Origin of the sequence: Streptomyces sp. NPDC021749 (assembly GCF_040640655.1) — a bacterium.
Lineage (GTDB): Bacteria > Actinomycetota > Actinomycetes > Streptomycetales > Streptomycetaceae > Streptomyces.
Genome location: NZ_JBFACE010000035.1, coordinates 21,460 through 39,870 on the forward strand (window position 1 = coordinate 21,460; position 18,411 = coordinate 39,870).

16 protein-coding genes and 2 pseudogenes are annotated in these 18,411 nt (G+C 68.5%); 10 read left to right on the forward strand and 8 right to left on the reverse strand.

The features are described 5' to 3' along the window. Positions 1–39: 39 nt before the first annotated feature. The gene (locus AB0G35_RS28225; protein ID WP_360955464.1) at positions 40–570 is read right to left on the reverse strand and encodes a helix-turn-helix domain-containing protein; all 531 of its coding nucleotides are present in this window, start codon (positions 568–570) and stop codon (positions 40–42) included. On the opposite strand from AB0G35_RS28225, the gene AB0G35_RS28230 reads away from it, so the two are divergent. Both AB0G35_RS28230 and AB0G35_RS28235 read left to right on the forward strand, forming a co-directional pair. Continuing rightward, positions 554–1,798, forward strand: coding sequence for a SpoIIE family protein phosphatase (locus tag AB0G35_RS28230; protein WP_360955358.1), 1,245 nt, complete (start codon positions 554–556; stop codon positions 1,796–1,798). The two genes, AB0G35_RS28225 and AB0G35_RS28230, sit on opposite strands and share 17 nt — an antisense overlap. A gap of 373 nt (positions 1,799–2,171) precedes the next feature. Continuing rightward, positions 2,172–3,446 carry a phophatidylserine decarboxylase associated domain-containing protein gene (locus AB0G35_RS28235; protein ID WP_360955360.1) on the forward strand — a complete coding sequence of 425 codons (1,275 nt, stop codon included), beginning with the start codon at positions 2,172–2,174 and terminating at the stop codon, positions 3,444–3,446. A 232-nt stretch (positions 3,447–3,678) separates the two neighbouring features. Here AB0G35_RS28235 and AB0G35_RS28240 read toward each other — a convergent pair whose 3' ends face one another. Continuing rightward, complete coding sequence (locus AB0G35_RS28240) at positions 3,679–5,472, reverse strand: coagulation factor 5/8 type domain-containing protein (protein WP_360955362.1); 1,794 nt, start codon at positions 5,470–5,472, stop codon at positions 3,679–3,681. Positions 5,473–5,649: 177 nt separating this feature from the next. After that, a complete protein-coding gene (locus AB0G35_RS28245) occupies positions 5,650–6,657 on the reverse strand; it encodes an SDR family NAD(P)-dependent oxidoreductase (RefSeq protein ID WP_360955364.1) in 1,008 nt (335 codons plus the stop codon). Between the two features lie 480 nt (positions 6,658–7,137). Between AB0G35_RS28245 and AB0G35_RS28250 the strand changes: the two genes are divergently transcribed. The 3 genes from AB0G35_RS28250 (at position 7,138) to AB0G35_RS28260 (ending at position 11,841) form a co-directional block, all read left to right on the forward strand. Further along, entirely contained in the window at positions 7,138–9,042 is a 1,905-nt protein-coding gene (locus tag AB0G35_RS28250) for a cellulase family glycosylhydrolase (protein WP_360955366.1), read from the forward strand. 204 nt (positions 9,043–9,246) lie between these two features. Next, entirely contained in the window at positions 9,247–10,209 is a 963-nt protein-coding gene (locus AB0G35_RS28255; RefSeq protein WP_360955368.1) for a phosphotransferase, read from the forward strand. A 420-nt stretch (positions 10,210–10,629) separates the two neighbouring features. Next, positions 10,630–11,841: an FAD-dependent monooxygenase gene (locus tag AB0G35_RS28260; RefSeq protein ID WP_360955370.1), complete on the forward strand. Its 1,212-nt coding sequence runs from the start codon at positions 10,630–10,632 to the stop codon at positions 11,839–11,841. A gap of 191 nt (positions 11,842–12,032) precedes the next feature. Here AB0G35_RS28260 and AB0G35_RS28265 read toward each other — a convergent pair. Both AB0G35_RS28265 and AB0G35_RS28270 read right to left on the reverse strand, forming a co-directional pair. Next, a pseudogene (locus AB0G35_RS28265) lies at positions 12,033–12,149 on the reverse strand (4-hydroxy-2-oxovalerate aldolase); the annotation flags it as partial. Between the two features lie 17 nt (positions 12,150–12,166). Further along, entirely contained in the window at positions 12,167–12,712 is a 546-nt protein-coding gene (locus AB0G35_RS28270) for an alpha/beta hydrolase (RefSeq protein WP_360955372.1), read from the reverse strand. 123 nt (positions 12,713–12,835) lie between these two features. Between AB0G35_RS28270 and AB0G35_RS28275 the strand changes: the two genes are divergently transcribed. Further along, the gene (locus tag AB0G35_RS28275) at positions 12,836–13,291 is read left to right on the forward strand and encodes an Lrp/AsnC family transcriptional regulator (RefSeq protein ID WP_360955374.1); all 456 of its coding nucleotides are present in this window, start codon (positions 12,836–12,838) and stop codon (positions 13,289–13,291) included. A 10-nt stretch (positions 13,292–13,301) separates the two neighbouring features. On the opposite strand, the gene AB0G35_RS28280 is transcribed toward AB0G35_RS28275, so the two are convergent. After that, the gene (locus AB0G35_RS28280; RefSeq protein ID WP_360955376.1) at positions 13,302–13,676 is read right to left on the reverse strand and encodes a DoxX family protein; all 375 of its coding nucleotides are present in this window, start codon (positions 13,674–13,676) and stop codon (positions 13,302–13,304) included. Between the two features lie 127 nt (positions 13,677–13,803). Between AB0G35_RS28280 and AB0G35_RS28285 the strand changes: the two genes are divergently transcribed. Continuing rightward, positions 13,804–14,316, forward strand: a complete 513-nt coding sequence (locus tag AB0G35_RS28285) for a MarR family winged helix-turn-helix transcriptional regulator (RefSeq protein WP_360955378.1) — start codon at positions 13,804–13,806, stop codon at positions 14,314–14,316. Between the two features lie 17 nt (positions 14,317–14,333). On the opposite strand, the gene AB0G35_RS28290 is transcribed toward AB0G35_RS28285, so the two are convergent. Beyond that, positions 14,334–14,930 (reverse strand): PadR family transcriptional regulator, encoded by a 597-nt coding sequence (locus AB0G35_RS28290; RefSeq protein WP_360955380.1) that lies wholly within the window; start codon positions 14,928–14,930, stop codon positions 14,334–14,336. Positions 14,931–15,029: 99 nt separating this feature from the next. Between AB0G35_RS28290 and AB0G35_RS28295 the strand changes: the two genes are divergently transcribed. After that, the gene (locus tag AB0G35_RS28295; protein WP_360955382.1) at positions 15,030–16,400 is read left to right on the forward strand and encodes a carotenoid oxygenase family protein; all 1,371 of its coding nucleotides are present in this window, start codon (positions 15,030–15,032) and stop codon (positions 16,398–16,400) included. A 259-nt stretch (positions 16,401–16,659) separates the two neighbouring features. Here AB0G35_RS28295 and AB0G35_RS28300 read toward each other — a convergent pair whose 3' ends face one another. Further along, positions 16,660–17,313, reverse strand: coding sequence for a hypothetical protein (locus AB0G35_RS28300; RefSeq protein WP_360955384.1), 654 nt, complete (start codon positions 17,311–17,313; stop codon positions 16,660–16,662). 89 nt (positions 17,314–17,402) lie between these two features. Between AB0G35_RS28300 and AB0G35_RS28305 the strand changes: the two are divergent. Then, positions 17,403–18,035, forward strand: a pseudogene (locus AB0G35_RS28305) (serine protease); the annotation flags it as partial. A gap of 196 nt (positions 18,036–18,231) precedes the next feature. After that, a complete protein-coding gene (locus AB0G35_RS28310; RefSeq protein WP_360955386.1) occupies positions 18,232–18,411 on the forward strand; it encodes a CopG family transcriptional regulator in 180 nt (59 codons plus the stop codon).

The window sequence follows — 18,411 nt, forward strand, 5'->3', positions numbered from 1 at the left end:
GTACGCACCATGCCTGCTGTCCGAGAGACAACCGGAAGATCACCGGCAACGGCCCAGGAGCCGGACCAAACCACTCCGAGGAGGGAAACGGGAAACGCCGCACCTGCCCGCTGCGTGAACGCCTGTGGCGGCGAGCCTCGACGGGTCCGCTCCCTGTCGAGCGCTGCCGCCATCGACCTGGTCGACCGGTGTGGCGTTCTTCTGCTTCTCCTCCAGTGCCTTGACGATGACCCGCTCGACGTCCGCATCGGTGATCTTCCACGGGACACCAGGCCGTGGCTCGTCGGCCAAGCCGTCCAGGCCGTGTCCGAGGAACCGCCTTCGCCGGGGTCGGACCGTATCCGGAACAACACGCAGCCGACATGAGATTTCCCTGGTCGAACGCCCCTCGGCGCACTCCAGAACGATCCGCGACCCGGGCCGTCCCCGCGGCCCCGCGGAACCGCAGGGCGGACGAAAGTGACCGAGCGCTGGCGCAGCGAGCGGGTGGGCCGGGTGAACCGTAGCGTGAGAGAGGTGGGGCGGCCGCAGGGTGGGAAGGAGGCGGAGGGCGGTGGGTGTGCAGGGGATCGATTACGCGGCGTTGTTCGCCGGTACTCCGAGTCCGTATTTGGTGCTGGGTCCGGACCTGGTGATCGCGGAGGTGAACCAGGCGTATCTGGAGGCGACGGGGCGGACCAGGGAGGACTTGATCGGGAGGTATCTCTTCGATGCTTTCCCGGATAATCCGGCCGACCCTGACGCTGATGGGGTGCGGAATCTGGATGCCTCGCTGCACCGGGTGCTGGCCTCGAAGAAGCCGGACACGATGGCGCTACAGAAGTACGACATTCCCATCATGGGGCGGCTGGGTGCTTTCGAGGAGCGGTGGTGGTCCCCCATCAACACGCCGATCCTTGCCCCGGACGGGAGTGTGGTGTGGATCATCCATCGGGTGGAGGACGTGACGGCGTTCGTCCAGGCTCGTGCTTCCGACGGCCGGCCGCAGCCCGGGCAGCTCACCGAGCGGGAAGCCCTGGAGGCGGAGCTGTATGCCAGGGCCCGGGAGCTGCAGCGGTTGAACGACGAGCTGCGGGCCGCGCACGCTCGTGAGCGGCAGGTGGCCGTTGCACTGCAGGAGGCCATGCTTCAGGTCCCGGACCTGGCCCGGCACGAGGGTGTAGCCGTGCGCTACCTGCCCGCGGCCGGATCGCTGAACGTGTGTGGTGACTGGTACGACATGGTCGACCTGTCCGACGGACGCTTCGCGGTCGCGGTCGGCGACGTCGTGGGGCACGGTCTGAAGGCCGCCGCCGTCATGGGGATGCTCCGCAGTGCGCTGAGCGCGGCTATCCGCGCCCTGGAGCGGCCCGCTCAGGCACTGGAGGTGCTGGGCCTGTATGCCCGCTCCATCGAAGGGGCGCTGAACACCACCGTGGTCAAGGTGCTGGTCGATCCGGTGAGCTGCCTGATCATCTACAGCAACGCCGGTCACCCGCCGCCCGTCCTGGTACACACGGACGGCACCTGCGAGCTGCTGGACAAGGCCACCGACCCACCCCTGGGAGTTCGGCCCCAGCACGTCCCCCGCCCCCAGGCCACCGCCTCTTACAGTCCCGGCGACACGCTCGTGATGTATACCGACGGCCTGATCGAACGCCGGGGTGAGGACATCGACACCGGCCTGGCCCGGCTGACCGACGCCCTTGGCCAGTGCAGCGACCGGGCCCCCGAGGCCCTGGCCGACACCCTGCTCGCCCGCCTCGGCCTGGTCGGCGGCGGCAGCGACGACACCGCCCTGGTCATCGTCCGCCTCTGACCGGCGATGCTCCTCGGCCGCCGGCCGTCCCGCTCTGGGCAAGATCACTTTCAAGACGGGCCCCAGCTGCCGTACGCGCCGTGGCGGCCCTGTCCGGCAGAGCCAAGGGCTACCGCGACGCACCGTGATCACCGGCACCGCCGAACACCGCCCACAGAGGTCGGTCGGACGCTGCCACTCCGTCGGCGGATTGCCGGACCGCGTTGCCTCGCGAAACGTTGCCTGTGTGGAGCGCGGGCGGTCGGGCGGGGAAGCACCGGGCCGGCGAGCACGACGCCATCCGGCTACTGCCAGGCACGGACCCTGCGCAATCAGTGAGCCGCCGTACAGGCGAGGTTCCGTACGGCCATCCGATCGAGGGACGGAGACAACGATGAGCACACCCCTGAGCGAGGCGGCGATCGAAGCGAGCTACCAGAGTTCGTTCGGCCGGGCCGCGGGTTATCTGCCGCAGGACCGCAAGGCGGTCAACGCTTGGCAGGCGGCGTTGGTGGAGAGAGCCAGGGCGCAGTTGGCGATGGAGCACGTCAAGCCCGTCCAGGAACTGGCGGATCTGCTCGACCGGGAGAAGGATCTCCGGGAGCGCATGACGCGGACGATCGAAGCGGCCCTGAAACTGCATCCCGGTGGGGTCAGGAACATCGCCGAAATGCTGACCTGCCTTGACGAGATCACGCAGACCGCGCCCCACTACCGTCTGGATCCCAAGCAGCGCATCTACTTCCCGATGTCAGCCCTGTTCTGTTACATGATGGCCGTCAAGGAGGACGGCTGGGAACTCTTCCGTGATCAGAGGTTCAACGGCGCCCTGCGGAAGATCCTCAAAGCATGGTGCGCCTTTCTGGACAGCCCGGAGAGCCGCCACGTCCTGTACGACGGCCCCGACGGCTGGCTGAGCCAGGCGGCGTACGAGGACTTCAAGCTCTACGAGTTCGAGGTCGACCGGGACGCCCCATACGGCGGATTCACGTCCTACAACGCCTTCTTCCACCGGCCCATCAAGCCTGAGTTCCGCCCCAACGGAGCACTGCACGACCTGCGGGCGGTCGTCTCTCCGAACGACGGCTCGGTGGTCATGGTGTATCCGAACGTCCAAAAGGACGCCCACATCCTCGACATCAAGCACCAGCGGTACTCGCTTCACACGTTGCTCAGCAAATACAGCGGCATCGACACATTCGTGGGCGGTAGCGTCTTCCAGTCGTTCCTCTCGGGAGCCAACTATCACCGATGGCACGCTCCCGTCGACGGCGTGATCGAGTACAAGGAGACGGTCGAGGGGCTGATGTTCAGCGAGCTGTACTCGGAGCAGGTCGACCCGACCGCCGGTACGCTCTCCCAGGGCTACCAGGCCAACGTCAACACGAGGGGCATCGTGGTCATCAAGAGCGAGTCCCCCGCCATCGGCAAGGTCTGTGTCATTCCCGTCGGGATCACCGAGATCTCCTCGGTCACCATCACGGCCGAGGTGGGCCAGCGGGTCACCCGGGGCGAGGAGATCGGGTACTTCAGCTACGGCGGGTCGAGCATGTGCCTGGTTTTCCAGCCGAACAAGGTCGGCTTCACCGTTCCCACCGGGGTTCCGGGCGTCGTCACCGACGACGGCGCGCCCATCTTCGTCAATTCGACAATTGCGCGGGCAAAATGACCAGGTGAACGGCGGCAGTCCGGTGGCGCCCTCCCAAGGAGAGGGCGCCACGTGCGTTTCAGTCGATCTGACGCCCGCCCGCCCCCGCACGCCCGAACCGCTCGCCGTGCGGTTCCCCGTGTCCCTTCAGTTCTTCGGCTTCTTCGGCTTCTTCGGCTTCTTCGGCTCGGTGTCGGTGACGAGTGCCTGGTAGAACCACGGGCCGGGGCCTGGCATTCGTGGGCCGCGGTGGTCAGGGGTACGAGACCACCGTGGACGGCACCGTCGAGGTGCCCGAGGTGGGGGCGCCGACGTCGTTGATCACGTGCTCGTACTGGCCCTTACCGCCCAGCGAGACCACGAGCAGATCGTGGAACTTCACACCCGGCTTCTTCGGGGCCTCGAAGCCGTGGTCCTGCCGGATGGTGGGATCGACGTTGTAGTAGCAATAACTGCCGAGGCCCCACCCTTCGTGGGTGGTCACCGTGTCGGCGATCTTGTACGCGGCGAAGCCCTTGGTGTTGCCGTTCTGGACCGCGGCCTGATTGGGTGCGTCGTACGCCTTCTCATTCTGGAAGAAGACCGTACGGCCCCGCTCGCCGCGCCACTCCACGTCGTACTTGTTGAAGTGCTCGACGAACAGCCCCGTGGCCAGGACGTCGGCACCGTTGACGCGGATGCCGTAGTCGGCCCGGTTGGTCTCCCAGCCGACCCCGTCCCCGTGGTCGGCGCGCCAGACCCAGGTGTGGTCGATGAGGGTGTGGTTGCTGTTGATCACCATGCTGGTCGTCGCCTTGCCGGGGCCGGCGCCGCCGATCCGTACGAAGACGTCCTGCACCGTCGTGGGATTGGCGGCGTGGTCCGCGGAAGCCCCGTCGGGGCCGACCTCCAACAGCGTGGCCGAGTTGACCGGGCCGGCGTCGATGAGGAAACCCGCGAGGCGCACCCCGTCGACGTCGGCGACCTTCATGGCGGTCACCCCGTTGTCGGGCACGATGGTCGCGTACCCCAGGCCGAGGACCACGGTGTTCGCCCGCCGCACCTCGATCGGCCGGTCGACATGGTAAATCCCGGGCGTGAAAAGCAAGTTGAGGCCCTGGGCCAGTGCGGCGTTGAGGGTGGCCGCGTCGGTGTCGGGCTTGGCCACGTAGAACTGGCTCAGCGGAAGGGACTCGCCGCGCGGTGTGCCGTTGCCCCAGGTGGTGCCGCGGGCATTGACCCGCCTCTCGGGGAGGAACACCCGGTAGTCGCCGCCCTCAAGGTAGAGGAAGGGTTTTTCGCGCGAGAGCGGCGTGGTGTCCAGGGCCGTGTAGGGCGGATCGGGAAACGTCTGCCCGGGGGCGCCCTCGACTCCGGAGAACACCATGTTCCACACGGCGTTGCGCCAGCCTCCCACCGAGCTGTCGCGGGTGTACCACTGCTGCTGGGAGTACGGGCCGACGGTACCGTCGATCCGGCTGTCGGCGATGTACCCGCCGCTGGCCCAGCCGTAGCCGTCGGGTGCCAGGTTCAGTCCGCCTCTGACGTGCATCCGCCGGAAGGGGGCCGCCTGCGCCACGGCCCACCGGTTCGTGCCGTTGGCGGGTATGAGCGCAAGGTTCTCCGCCGAGCGCCAGAAGTTCTGCGTCGCGTTGCCGTTGAACCAGCCGGCGTCAACGGTCACGTCGCCGTTGATGGTCGTGTCGTCGGGCGACAGGCCCAGGCCCGCGATCGAGGTGTAGAAGCCGAGCTGGGCGTTCAGGCCGTGGTATGTGCCCGGTGTGAACAGGAGGGCGTACCTGGTGGTGCCGAACTGGGCGGACTCCTGCTGTTGGAAGATCTCGTCGAGCTTGCCCTGGATGTTGGGCGTGCCGGGCTCGAAGACCAGCACGTTCGGGCCGAGGTCGCCGCCGCCGGGCAGCGCAGCGTCGGCGGCCGCCGCGGAGGCGCGGGAGGACAGGACGGGCAGTCCGGCGGCGGGGAGTACGGCCGCCATCGCCGCCAGGACGCTGCGGCGCGAGGGTCTCGGGGTGCGGTGACCGGTTGCGTCTGCGGGGGGTGTGGGCATGGAAGCTCTCCTGATTCGGGTTCAGGAAGTGAACGAGTGACGTTCATGGGAGCGCTCTCTTGCTCGTTGCATGTTCACCACGTGTGAAAAGCGCGTCAAGGGGTCTGCCCGGAGTCGTGACAAGTCGCCGCTGATGTGACATCAATTGATGGATGTTTCGCGGCAGTTGCTCGCAATTCACCCGTGGTCGTAGGTCAGCCTGCCGACTGAGATGACGGACGGTTTTGTCTTCAGGAGGTGTACGGCACCAAAGGCGGCGACGCCGGTCAGATCACAGCTAGCGTCCCACAACCGCGTCGCGACGGAGGTGTCGGCGAGGTGGTCCCACACCGGTTCACGTCGGGGCTCACCGCGCAGGCCGAAGGCGCGCGGTCCCCACAGCTGGCCGCCACGCACCGCAGGGTCGAGCACCGCCCGCACCGCGGGCCATGCCCCGGCGTGCTTGCCCTGGACGAGGAGGGCCGCCGGTGCCGCGCTCAGCCGTGCGCCGGTGGTTCGCACATGGAACGGCGGCCGTGACGGGGTGAGGGAATCCAGGGCGCCGCCGGGATGGACCACCACGCTCGCCACCGTGCTGCCGGCGGCGCGAAGGCGGCGGTCGAGTTCGATGCCGCAGTACATCTGCGCCAGCTTGGAGCGTCCGTAGGTGCGCTTGGGCCGGTAGTCCTTCCGGGACTCCAGGTCGTCCAGGTCGAGCCGCTCCGATTTCGCCGCGAAGCTGCCCATGGTCACTACGCGGGCCGCCGGCGCCGCCGACAGCAGCGGCATCAACCGCTGGGTCAGGGCGAAGTGCCCGAGGTGGTTCGTGCCGAACATGAGCTCGTGACCGTCCCCGGTCTCCCTGCGCAGCGGGTCGTCGAGCGCGACACCGGCGTTGTGGACCACCGCATCGAGGCACTCCGCATTCAGGGATTCCACCGCTGTTGCGAGCGACGAGAGGTCGGCGAGGTCCAGCCGTACGGCCCGCACCCGCGCGCCGGGGACACGCGCACGGATCGAGGCCATGGCGACCTCGGCCTTCGCGGGATCCCGGCTGCCGAGCACGACGGTCCCTCCGGTGGCCGACAACTGCTCCGCAACGAAGTACCCGATGCCCGCGTTGCCGCCGGTGACCAGGAAGACGCGGTCGTCGGCACGCGGCAGCCGTCGGACATCCCAGGGAGAGGTGGAGGACGTGGACACCATGACGACGGGGCTCCCTTGCCGTTGAAGGACGCTGCGGCTGCCCCGCTGGGCAACTCGACACCCACGGTTCCAGCAGCCACCGACACCTCGCCTACGGACCACCGACAGCCCCGCCGACAGCCGGCACTCGCCCGAAGCAGTGCCGGACCGTCGCCGCACGTGCCGGCCGAGCGCGGTGGCGGGGCGCCGGACCGTGCGGCGCGGACGGCCCAGGTCTTCGTTGCATCCCTCTGTGTGGCGGCTGATCTACGGCCCTCAAGGGCTGGCGGACTTCGCGCGGCGCGGAAATGATGGACGGATGCCCCCCTCCAGGGCCGATCCGTGCTACTCGGTCCCGGAGCCGCACCACCCCGGCGCCCTCCCGAGCCGGGGCAGCATCACCGCTCCACCACGCGCCACCCGTTCCCGTATCTGCCCATCCGTCCGCGGCGTTCGGCGAGTCTGTGCCCGCGCTCCGGCCCACGAACTCGGAGGGACCCTATGAGAAGACCCCTGCTGCCGGCGATACTCGTCGGGGCGCTGTTACTCGGAGCGCTCGGCGCGCCCGGAGCAGCCGCCTCGACGGCCCCGCCCCCCGCGTCCCCGGCGGTCGGCGAGCCGAAAGCCCTCATCGATACGTGGCGTCCGCCGCTCAGCACCCGGGGCCGCTACATCGTCGACGCTGACGGCAATCGCTTCAAGCTCAAGTCGGCCAACTGGCATGGCGCCCAGGGCTCCTGGAACGGATCCGGAGACGTCACCGACCCGGCGAACCACCACGACGGCGAGAAGTCCGACCAGATGCCGCTCGGCCTGGACCGCGCTCCGATCCCGGAGATCCTCGCCGGATTCCACGAACTCGGCATCAACAGCATCCGGCTGCCGTTCTCGAACGAGATGCTGCACGACAAGCGCCCCGTTCCGGACGCATCAGTCGCCGCCAACCCGCAACTGCGCGGCAAGACCCCGCTCCAGGTCCTCGACACGGTGGTCGCCGCCACCACCGCGGAAGGCTTCGCGGTGGTGCTCAACAACCACACCAACACGTCGCGTTTCTGCTGCGGCCTGGACGGCAACGAACGCTGGAACACCAGTCAGTCCACCGCTCAGTGGGAGGACGACTGGATCTCGCTCGCCCGCCGCTACAAGGACAACAAGCGCGTCGTCGGAGCCGACCTCTACAACGAGGTCCGCCGGACCGTCACCGACGACGCCAACTGGAACTGGGGCGACGGCCACGACTGGTGGGCCGCCTCCCAACACCTCGGCGACCGCCTGCTCACGGAGGCCAATCCGGATCTGCTGGTGGTCGTCGAGGGCATCAACTGGCAAGGGATTCCGGCCGACGGACTGTTCCACTGGCGGCCGACGCTCGAACCGGTACGCACGCTGTCGCACACCCTCGTCGCCTCGAACAAGCTGGTGTACTCGGCGCATTTCTACGGCTACACCGGACCGAACCACACCGGCGCGACCGGCATGGGCGAGACCCACGACCCGCGCTACCAGGAACTCTCCCGCGAGGATCTGTTCGCGACCCTGCAGCGCCAGGCGTTCTACGTCACCGAGTCCGGACGCCACTACACCGCGCCTGTCTGGATCAGCGAGTTCGGCATCGGCAGGGATGAGACGAACCCGCAGGCTCGAGCCTGGTTCGGCCATTTCGTGGACCACCTGATCGACCAGGACACCGACTTCGCCTTCTGGCCCCTGGTCGGATGGTCCGGCCACGGAACCTGGTCGTTGATCAACTTCGACACCGCCGGACGGCGTTCCGGCATCCTGGACGGCGGTGACTGGCGCACGGCCGACTGGAAGCGTCTGGTGGCCGCGCCGCAGAAGACGGGGCAGATCGCCGTCTTCGACACCTGGGACATGCTGAACCTCGACCACGCCGACGCGGTCCAGTCGGCGCGGGTACGGAGGCAAGGGGACTGGGACCCGGGAGCCCGCAAGGGGGTCTGCCCCGACGGGCAGCGCCTCAGCGGCCTGGCACACCGCGACGGGCGTGGCCTGTGCACCGACGCCGAAGCCACCGGGCTCGCCGGGGCCGACCCGGTGTTGAGCGTCGTGCACGACGAACGCCATGTCCAACAAGGCGACTGGGCACGTGGCTACACCAAGTACCAGTGCGGGCTCGGCCAGTTCATGATCGGCTACAGTGTGCGCGGCCAGGCGGTCTCGGGCGTACTGTGCGCCCAGGCGAGCAGGGCACTCGGCACGGACGGCCGTACGGTCTGGTTCGACCGAAGCGACGACCGCCCAGCCGGGGGCCCGGGCGGCGAGTTCGCCCAGGGCATCTATAAGGGCCAGTGCCGAACCGACGAGTTCGCGGCGGGAATCGCCTTCACCCACGCATGGGCCAAGGGCGGAACACCGGACGCCCTGCTGTGCCGCAAGCTCTGACGGACACGCCGGGGGCGATCCGGGCACCTCGGACCCGCTTCCCCCGGAAGACGGAGGACCGGCTGCGCTCCGGCCACCGGGGGCCTTTCGTTGCCGGACAAGCGACGGTGTCTGCGGCAGCTGCGAGAGGAACAGAGCAGTGTTGCCCTCACCTCCGATGAAAGCCTTTTGCGCGCGCTGCCGTCCGGATGATGAGGTAGCGCGATGACCCATCACGATGAGGGGGCGGCTGTCCGGCCGTTGACGCTGGCTTGGGTGAGCCGGCACCTGGAGGTCGGCGAACGGATCGTCAGGACCGAGGCGCTGCACGGCGGCATCACTGCCGAAATGCGGAGGCTGACCATCGGCACGCGGGACGGAGGAACCCGTCACCTGGTGCTGCGGAGTTTCGTCGACCCGTTCTACGTGAGGCACGCCGAGGACTGGCTGACCAGGGAGGCCGGCGCCCTGACCCTGCTCGCGGGGACCGGTGTGCCGGCTCCTGGACTGGTCGCGGTGGATCCGACCGCCGCGCAGTGCGCGTATCCGTCGCTCCTGATGACGCATCTGGAGGGCCGGACGGTCTTCGACGATGAGGGATTGGAAACACGCGTTCCGCTGCTGGCCCGTCAACTCGTAGCAATCCATGCGCTGCGACCCGTCGAGCGGCCCAGGGGGTATGTGGCGTTGACGACCGCCGACACCGTCGTGACTCCAAAGGGCGCCGACGCGGCGGTGTGGGCCGCGGCGATCGACGTGATCCGCGCACCCGCGCCGCCCTATGAAGGTCGATTCCTGCACCGGGACTTCCAACCCGGCAACGTGCTGTTCGACGTGCCGCCCCCAGGGTCGGCAGCTGCCCGGATCACCGGCGTCATTGACTGGGCAGCGACCTCCTGGGGCCCGGCGGATCTCGATGTGGCGCACTGCTCGACCACTCTCGCGCTGCTGCACGGACCGGCGTGGGGTCTGCGGTTCGCTGAGGCGTATGAGGAGGCCGGCGGGGTGCTGGCCGCGACCGCGAGCGAGCGGCTGTACTGGCAGGTGCGGGACGGGCTGGCATGCTCGGAAGAAGTGCAGCAGGTGGCGCAGGCATGGCGGAAGGCAGGGAGAACGGAGCTGACGACGCGGGCCGTGGAGGAGCGGCTGGATGCCTATGTCACGGCCCTGATGGACGCGCTGGCCTGAGCCGAAGCAGCCCGGGGCGCGGGCCGGCGGTGTGCGCCAGGTCCGGCTGAGCCGTTTGCACACCCGCACCGGGGCACCCCCGAGTACGGCCGACAGCTCTGCGACGTGTCCCCATCGAAGGGCACTATCACTCGCCCTCGATGTCGGTGGCCGGCAGATTGCACAACCGCCCCCATCACGGCGGTAGCGGCCATCGGCGGCACCGGCCGGTCGGGGCGGCGTCCGGCCACCAGTGCCTCCCTCAGCCGGGCCCACGGAACATTCGTCCAATCCACCGGCAGCTACCGCCGGAGACAGTGGGCTCATGACTGTTTTGCTTCGCCCGTGCACGAGGATCCGCCGCGGCCCCCCACCCCCCTGCTGGCCCTCACCGCGCCGCTCCACGCCGTACGGGTGGTCTGAATGAAGAGGAGGAGTGCCATGCGGATTCTCGTCTCCGGCGCCAGCATCGCCGGTCCCGTTCTGGCCTACTGGCTCACCAGGCACGGGTTCTCCGTCACCGTCGTCGAGCGCGCGCCGGGGCTGCGCAAGACCGGCGGCCATGCAGTCGACCTGTTCCGGCCCGCGGTGAACATCTCGGAGAAAATGGGCGTGCTCCCCCGTATCGAGGAGCGGGCCACCGGCACGCAGCGGATGACGGTCTACCGGGAGGGCTCACGGCGTCCCGTCCGGGCGGACCTCTCCAAGATCTTCAGCGGCGCCTCCGACCGCCATGTGGAGATCATGCGCGACGACCTGAGCGAGATCTACCACGACGCCGCACGCGACGACGTCGAGTACGTCTTCGGCGACTCGATCACCGCGATCTCACCCGACGGCGAGGTGCGGTTCGAAAACGCCGCGCCGCGCCGCTTCGACCTCGTCGTCGGCGCAGACGGGCTGCACTCCAACGTGCGCCGTCTCGTCTTCGGTGACGAGTCCCGCTTCAGCTCCCCTACCGGGGCCTACCTCGGGGTGCTGTCCCTGCCGAACGTCTCCGGCCTCGACGCCGAACTCCTCATCCATGTCGGCGTCGGCCGCACTGCCGGGATGTACGGCGCGCGGCACCTCGGCGACGCGAGGGCGTTGTTCCTGTTCCGGAGCGAGCGCGAGCTCGACCACCACCACCGCGACGTGCCCCGGCAGAAGGAACTGCTGTGCGGTGCGTTCGCCGGCATGCACGCCCATGTGGACCGCTGGCTGGACGAGCTCGACCGCACCCCGGCGTTCTACTTCGACTCGATCACCCAGCTCCGCATGGAGACCTGGTCGCGAGGGCGAGTGACGCTCGTCGGCGACGCCGGCTACTGCCCCGGCCCGGCCGTCGGTGGCAGCACCAGTCTGGCCGTCGTCGGTGCGTACGTCCTCGCCGGAGAGCTGGCACGGGCGGGCGGCGACCACGAGCGCGCCTTCCCCGCCTACGAGCGCGTGATGGCGCAGCACGTGCGCGGCGGTCGCGAGGTCGCGCTGAGCGCGGCGAAGACCCTGATCCCCACGTCCCGCCTCGGCGTGTGGGGACTGGCCCAGGGCGCCCGTCTGATCTCCGCCCTGCCCGCGGGCCCCAGTCGCGCCCTCGTGCGCCTCACCACCAAGAGCGCACGCCTCTACAACTCCGTGACCGTCGACGACTACCCGCCATCACCCGCCGCATGAGGAGTGCGGGGCGGCTTCGCCGGCGATCCCGGAGGCGGTCTCGGGAGGGAGTGCGGAGTGCTCGCGGCCCTGCTGCCGATCCCGCTTGCGACCGGTCAGGAAGCAGCCCAACGAACGCCTCGTGGGCCCTGCGCAGCCGTGCTCCCAGCCCATCAGCACGGCGACCGCGACGAACGCCTCCGGCGGGCGGACTCCATCAGCCTGGCCTGCCGGGCCAGTTCGGTGGGTTCGGCCATGTGGGACATCATCAGGAAGCCGGCCACGTCCATGCCCAGGTCGCGGGCGGCGGCGAGGTGCGGGGCGGAGATGATGCAGTGGTTGATCACTACTGGGTCAGCGAGTCCAGGAGTTCACGGCCGTGCCGCCACGAGCCCAGGCCGCTGGCGGAGTTGATGTGTCCGTACGCGTCCGCCAGGTGCCATCGCGCCTCCCACCGCGCCGCGAAGCCGGCGGCCGCCTCGGGGGTGCAGTACGGGTCGTTGGCGCTGCCCACCACCAGCGCCGGGCACGGCAACGGTTGTGCCGACACCTCCATGAACGTCGCGGCCGCCTGGCGTGGGAACGCCGGCCCGTGCGGGTCGGGCGGCGCGACCAGGAATGCGCCGCCTGTCGGGCTCGAGGGATTTCTGTTCAGCCATGCGGACGCGGCCCAGCAGCCCAGGCTGTGGGCCACCAACACAACGTGGCTGTCCCGCTGAAAAGCGTCGTCGTACGCCTCCTGGACAGCGTCGATCCAGTCATCCAGATCGGGGGCGGACCACGAGGCAGGGGAGATCCTTACCGCCGAGTTGCCCCACTGCCGCTCCCACAAGGTCTGCCAGTGCTGCCCGTCCGAACCGTCGATACCCGGGATGACGACGTATGCGACCACTGCCCACCACCATTTCACTCGTCGCTCCCTGCGATCCTGGGGGCGCCTGGCGCAGATTCTGTTGGATGCATCAGGGCAGCGACGGTGACGCAAGTGGTCTCAAAGAAAGTGGTGCGGACAACAATGGAATCACTCGACCGGATAGACCGAGACATCCTCGCCCTGCTCCAGACCGACGGTCGGCTGACCGGCGCGGAGGTAGGGCGCCGCGTCGGACTCTCGCAGCCCGCGGCCAGCGCGCGCATCCAACGGCTGGAGAAGAACGGCGTCATCACCGGCTACCGAGCCGTGGTCGACCCGGCAGCCCTCGGCCTGAACATTCGCGCGGTCATCCGGCTCCGCACCACGCACGCCCAGCTCTCACGCGCCCTGGACTTCGCCTCCCGGACCCCCGAGATCACCTCCACCCTCAGAGTCACCGGGGAAGACTGCCTCATCTTCGACGTCCACTGCCCGCAGGCAGGACGAGTCGAAGAAGTTGTCGACGCACTTGCCCGTTACGGCCCTGTCACCACATCCCTCGTGCTCCGGGCCTACCCCCAGAAGCCGCTGACCGACGCCACGTCAACAACGTCATGACCCGCAACATCTAGAGGGAGTACGGGCCGAACCGGCCCCATGCCACGACAGCCGCGAGCGCGAGGAGCACCAGATTCACGGCGACCATCTGCGTCTCGCTGCGGCGGGCATGCACGGCCACCGCGCCGAGCATGACCAACGCCAGACCAAGGGCCGCCAATGGCGCCAGCACCGGTGCGATGCCGAGCGCGGGCGGCAGGACGAGGCCGATCGCGGCCAGCACCTCCAGGGCTCCGATCAGCTTCACCGTCCCCGCGCCCACGCCCTCGGTCCACCCCATCCCCGAGGCGGCCAGCTTCTCCTTCGGCTGGGACAGCTTCATCGCCCCGGCCGCCAGGAACCCCACAGCAAGCACGCCCGCGAGCACCCACAACACAACGTTCATCACGCTCATCGCCTTTCAATGACTTAAATCGTTAAGTGAAGACCAGTGCAGGCTAGGACTCATTCACTTCAAGATGCAAGTCATGCGACAAGTCGATCACTTCACGCGTGAAGCTATACTCGCGAGCATGGAGACCCCGCAGGAACCCCGCTGGCTGGACAACGAGGAAGATCAGGCATGGATCGCGCTCAGCAGCGTGCTGATGCGGCTCCCCGCGGCACTGGACGCGCAGCTGCAACGCGATGCCGGCCTGAGTCACTTCGAGTACCAGGTGCTGGCCGGGCTGTCCATGGACCCGGAGCGGACCTTGCGGATGAGTGAGCTCGCCGCGTTCGCAGAGGGTTCCCTTCCCCGGCTGTCCCAGGTCGTCGGACGACTGGAGAAGCGCGGCTGGGTACGCCGTCACCCCGACCCCGCCGACGGCCGCTACACCGTGGCCACCCTCACCGACGACGGCTTCGACAAGGTGGTCGCCACCGCCCCTGGACACGTGGAGGCCGTACGCAGCTGCGTCTTCGACGCACTCACCAAGACGCAGGTCCGCCAGCTGAGCACGATCGGCCGCCGCATCGTCGGCGCCATCGACCCCCAGCACCCGCTCGTCACCGGCACGCTGGACCGACTACGCCCCAAGAAGTAGCCGCACCTTCGGAGGCTTCAGGCCCCGGCTTCCGGCTCATCCCGTGAGGGGGCGAGCAAGTCCGCGGGCGATTCTCCGATCTCACGCCAGAAATCGATGATCATCTGCTCGAATCTGAGGCCGAGTTCGAGGGCAGCGCGTTGGGGTGTGCCTGGCGGCAAGCGGTCGGAATCCGCCTGGCGTCGATACCCGGCCAGTCGCATGCGGTGAGCGGCGGTCTGCTCTTCGGCGAGCCTGGCGATCGCCTGTACGGCGGAGTCGCGGTGAGTGCTGCCGGCGTCCTGGCCGAGGGGCTGGAAGAACAGCCGGAGGAGACCCTCGTCGTGGATCTCGGTGGCCGCGTCCGTCGGAGTCTCCAGCCAACGGCGCAGCTCGTTCCGTCCCGCCTCGGTGATCGCCAAGGTACGCCGGCGCCGTCCCGTCTCTTCCCGGCGCTCCACGATCAGTCCGCGGCGTGCCAGGCGCCCGGCCTCGGCGTACAGCTGGGAGCGCGGGAACGCCCAGAAGTTGCCGATGCTCTGCTGGATGTGCTGATCGAGCTGGTAGGGGGTCGCCTCCGTGCGCTCTTGGAGCAGCCCGAGAACGACGTAGGCGCTGATGGGCAGGGGTGTCATGCCGACCTCCCGGTTCGGACGGTCTGAATCTCAATATTCCATGCTGGACCGTCCAGATCGTACGGTCGCCGGAGTGCAAGCGACCGAAAGGAGCACGTCATGGCGGAGCCGGCAGGAGGAAATTTCTACCTCAGCGGCAACTACGCCCCGGTTGCCGAGGAGGTGAGCACCTCGCAACTGACCGTCACCGGTGCCCTGCCGAGGGAGTTGAACGGCCGCTACCTTCGCATAGGCCCCAATCCGAGGGGACAGATCGACCCCGCCACCTACCACTGGTTCTCCGGCGCGGGCATGGTGCACGGCATTCGACTGCGCGAGGGGAGGGCGGAGTGGTATCGCAGCCGCTTCGTGGAGAGTGAAGGCCACACACCGAACACCAACGTCCTGGCGCACAGCGGACGCATCCTCGCTCTGGTGGAGGCCGGCCAATCGCCCGTGGAGATCGCCCCTGACCTGGCACGCATGGCGGTCTGGGACTGCAACGGCGCGCTCGGCCGCGGATTCACCGCGCACCCCAAGACCGACCCGGTGACCGGTGACCTGCACGCCATCACCTACAACCCGAAACACGCCGCCGTGCGCTACGTCATCCTCGACGGCGCCGGCAAGGTCAAGCACACCAGCGACATCGACCTCGACGACAGGCCGATGATCCACGACATGGCACTGACCGAGACGCGCGTCGTCGTACTCGACCTCCCCGTCACCCTGGCCGCAGGCCTGCGCCGAGCGCAGGCCGGGGAGCCGGTTTCCAACCTGCTCTCCGTATGGGACGACCAACACCCGGCCCGGGTCGGGATCCTGCCGGTCGGAGGCACCGCCGAGCAGATCCAGTGGATCGAGGTGCCACGGTGCTTCGTCTTCCACGTGCTCAATGCCTACGACAACCCCGACGGCTCCCTCACCCTCGACGTCATCCGCTACGACGAGGTGTTCCTCCGCGACCTGCACGGCCCCGGGGGCAGTGTGCCGACCCTCGTACGCTGGACGATCAATCCGGCCACGGGCGGCGTCAACGAACAGGAGCTCGGCGACTACAGCGTGGAGTTCCCCCGCATCAACGCCACACTGGTCGGCCGCCCCCATCGCTACGGCTGGTTCGCCGGGGTCGGCGCCCACGGCCTGCAGATCACCGACGACGTGGAGCGCAGCCGCACGAACGAGGGCCTGGAAACAGGGCCGTTGGTCAAGGTCGACACCGTGACCGGCAGCAGCCAGCTCCACCACTACGGGCCGGGGCGGGTCACCATGGAACCCGCATTCGTACCGCGCGACAACGCCGAAGGCGAAGACGACGGCTGGATCCTCTCCGTCGTCCACGATGCGAACACCGACCGGGCCGAACTCGTCGTCCTCGACGCGGGCGACATCACCGCCGGCCCCCTCGCACGTGTCCACCTGCCTCAGCGCATTCCGTTCGGCTTCCACGGCAACTGGATTCCCGACACGGACCTCGTCCACGGCCCGTGACGTCCCTCTGCCGAACGGTCGTCCCCGGCCTGGCCTGCACGGGGTTGACCACACCGCGCAATGGGTCGGCCCGACGTCCGGGGCGCCCTCACCGATGACCTCGGCCGGGCCGGCCCAACCTCCAACGGCGCTCCCACATCCAGGCACTCTCCCCCGGCGTGCCCCACCCACGCAGTCCCGCCCGCCCCGCGCCCACGGCGCCCCCGGCACTCTCCGACGAGTAGCCGCGGGGCGCTGCTTGTGGCCGTTTCTCTACTGGTCAGCCCTTGATGGAGAAGAAGAGTGTGTCCTGGCTGTACCAGTCGAGGTTCTGCGTGCCGTACTCCCACGATTCGTGCTCGACATCCAGCTTCTCGATGAGGAGTTGGACGTCATAGCGGAAACCGTCGTCCATCCTGTCCAGGACCGCGCGGTAAGCGTCCGCGGCGGGCTTGGCCTTGGCCAGTGGGAACATGCCGATGTGCGGGCCGTCCACGGGATACGGGATGTGGAAGGGGATCTCGTCCGGCGGCCCGGAGAAGAGGTAGTCGTGCATCAGGAGGTCAGCGCTCACGCCCAACCGGCGCAATTCGTCGTCCAGCAGTCCGAAGAAGGTGGAGGGCTTCGAGTACACACCCAGTTCGTCAGGGTCGGAGCCGTTGCGGTCGATGATGAGCTGGAGGGCACTGTAGTAGGCGGCGGCCGCGTACTCGGCGTTCGAGTTGGCGTGGCCGGCTATGAGGTGGTCGAGCGCGTCCGGGACGGACAGGCCCCAGTCGATGCCCTCCTGGTCGAGGTCGAGTTGCCTGGCCTGCGCGAGCTCGTGCATGACGCCGAGGTTGCGCTCCTGGTCAGCTGTGAGGTTCCCGGCGGCCCCGAGAAAGGCCACCACGTCGGCCTTGTCGGCACTGTTGAACGAGATGATGCGGCTCATGATCGCCATACTGCCAGCCGGCACTGACATCGGGGCCGGTCTGCGATCGTGCGAGTGGGGCGAGGGGCCGACCGTCGAGGTCCGGGCTGTACGACGGCACCTGCGGGGCGTCGCTGATCGATCCGCAGTGGGTACTGACGGCGGCCCACCGCGTGCAGGGCGACGGCCTTGAGCTGGACGGCATCGTCCGGATCGGCAGCAGGCACCGGAAGTCCGGGGGCACCGTCCGGGCCATCGAGCGGACCGTGGTGCACCCCGGCTATGGGAACGGCGACGGGAGGGCCGCCAACAAGGAGGACATCGCGCTGGTCCGCCTCGATCGCCCGGTCGCCGAGAAGCCCATCCGGATCGCGCAGCGGGCCGGGCGGCCGGGCACCCCGACCCGGATCCTGGGTTTCGGCACCACCGTCGACACCGATCTGAAGTTCGCGGTGCGGTTGCAGGAGCTCGCCACGCGCAGGGGTGCGGACGCCGAGTGCGCCCCCGGCTACGCGGACCGGACCCGGTTGTGCACGACCAGCCGCGTGCCCAAGGCGATGGCGTGCTTCGGGGACTCCGGCGGACCGCAGCTCCAGAAGGGCAGGAACGGGCAGTGGGAGCTGATCGGAGCCACCTCGGGTCCCGGCACCCCGGGGGTCGCCTGCTCTGACGGGCCGGGGCTGTACACCAACGTGCCTGCCTATGCGGACTGGATCCGGAAGACCCTCAAGCGCAACGCCTGATGTTGGCCAAGGCACCCCCGTGTGCGCGATGGGGCAACAGCGGGTCTGTTGCCCCGAGGCGGGTGGGGCGGGATGCCGCACGCCATAGGGAGCATGCGCAGCTCCCTGGCGGCCGTCTGCCTCCCGGCCGGTTCCACACGTCGCAAATTCACGCGGACACTAGGGATCTAGCTTGCTAGGATGCTAGCATCGGCTCGTGAGCGATGAGGAAGTCAAGCAGTTCAACGTGTACCTGCCGATCGGACTGATCAAGCAGGTCAAGTTCCGCGCCATCGAGTCAGGCATGTCGTTGTCGGCATTGGTGGCTGACGCACTGCGCGCCTACCTCGACGACACCCATGAACACAGACAGCAATCGACCGACAAGGAGACCTGA